This window comes from Alcanivorax profundi, assembly GCF_003597125.1.
GTDB lineage: Bacteria > Pseudomonadota > Gammaproteobacteria > Pseudomonadales > Alcanivoracaceae > Alcanivorax > Alcanivorax profundi.
The window spans coordinates 1-1,569 of sequence record NZ_QYYA01000021.1 but is presented as its reverse complement, the minus strand read 5'-3'; the positions used below and the strand labels follow the sequence as shown (position 1 = coordinate 1,569).

General features: G+C 47.9%; 3 protein-coding genes. All 3 read left to right on the top strand.

What is annotated here, in order from left to right; all coding sequences use genetic code 11:
- Positions 1-233: 233 nt before the first annotated feature.
- Positions 234-539, top strand: coding sequence for a hypothetical protein (locus D4A39_RS16660; RefSeq protein ID WP_119918580.1), 306 nt, complete (start codon positions 234-236; stop codon positions 537-539).
- A 76-nt stretch (positions 540-615) separates the two neighbouring features.
- Complete coding sequence (locus D4A39_RS16655) at positions 616-1,119, top strand: hypothetical protein (RefSeq protein WP_119918579.1); 504 nt, start codon at positions 616-618, stop codon at positions 1,117-1,119.
- Between the two features lie 366 nt (positions 1,120-1,485).
- The coding region (locus D4A39_RS18015; protein WP_233552453.1) for a transposase at positions 1,486-1,569 on the top strand (84 nt) is incomplete at its 3' end.

Below are 1,569 nucleotides of genomic sequence, written 5' to 3'. Positions count from 1 at the left end.
CACTTCACCCTAGAGGGGCTTCCTGCGCCACAGGCTATATCATTCAGTTGTGCCCGCTCACCGGAGAACCAAAAGCTAATCGAAACGATTGCTCAGGCACTTCGCGCTAAGGTGTATGACAGTGAGACCGGTGATTTCTTAGAGGTTGTCGGTGTATAACAAACGCATGTTGCGGATAAATTTCCGCTGCGCTCCAATTTCCCGCAAATGCGGGCGTTAAGTTTCGGAGAACCATGCCAATACGGATAGATGAGTATCAACCTGGAAGCGAAGAGGCTAAGCGCCAGAATATTGCTTGGCTCTGCGACGATGATTTCGAGCTTCCCAATCAATTGGCAGAACTCCGGAAGTGGGTTCTGTCAACCGCGGTTGATCTAGAGCCGGGCGAGTATTCAGTCGATATTGCCTTTAGCCCTAGAGAGGGGGCTGCAGGTGGCGGCGAATCTATTCCTGTCGAGGTGCTTAGGGTGATGGCTGAAAAGGGTATGGAGCTGTATTTCTCTGAGTATCCGCCATTCGTAGAGGCCGATGAAACTTAACAAGGTGCAGCACTTTGCGGCTTCGCCGCTCGGACGCGCTAACGCGCGCCCGTGTGCACGACGTTAGGAGTGAGCTGTGATACAGCAACGTCCTGGAGATGTACTGGAAGTTTTCTACGAAGATAACTGGTACTACTTGGTAGTTATTACAAAGATTTTTATGTTTGGTGGAAACATAGTTTATGCATTCCATGGTGACGGCAAGAAAATTGATGATTTCGTGCCCTCTACAGAAAAATCGGGATTTAATATTTGCACCGATTTTTTGCTTCCCAAAAAAGAAGGCATTGTCAAAAGAATTGGCAAAGTCGAGGATCCTGCGAAATATCTGGTTATAAACTTAATAAAAGGCTGTCATGAGCATAGAAAGGGCATGAAAGCTAAAGAATGGTGGCTCTACACTGTAGATCCACCTAGGAAGCATGTAGCTCGAGTTAGTCGTTTAACCAAACGAGAATCTCTGGCAATGGATTCTGGCATGTTTGCTTTTGACCTAACAGCAAAGAAGATTCATGAAAATTACACACCAGATCAAAACCCGTTTATTGAGCGCGGAGTGTTCAGAGGGTTATTCTCCTAACAAAGCTCAGCAAAGGGGCGGCGTTAGGCGATAGGGGGTATTGCCACAATGAGAGCTTTTCTTGTCGGGGTCGGGTGCTTGGCAGTGCTTGGAGTGCTAGGTGGGGTTCTGCACTTTGCGCTGGGGATTGCTTGGTTCAGTATCATTTCACATGATATCCACCCAGCAGAGAAAGCTGATTACTTGTCTAGCCTTCTGGATAGTCCAGTACTTAAGGCCATATCTTTGGGTGTGGGGTCCCTTTTCTCTGCAGTAGCCTTTGGCCTATATTCAGGAACATCTAGGCCCTACATTTCAAATCTGTGAATCGCCACCAGTTTGCTAGACACCTTTCAGCCATCCAAAATGGCAATCAGAGAGGTATCCATGAGCAGCAAGCGCTATCCCGAAGAATTCAAGATTGAGGCGGTTCGTCAGGTGACGGATCGTGGTCACAGTGTGGCCCAAGTG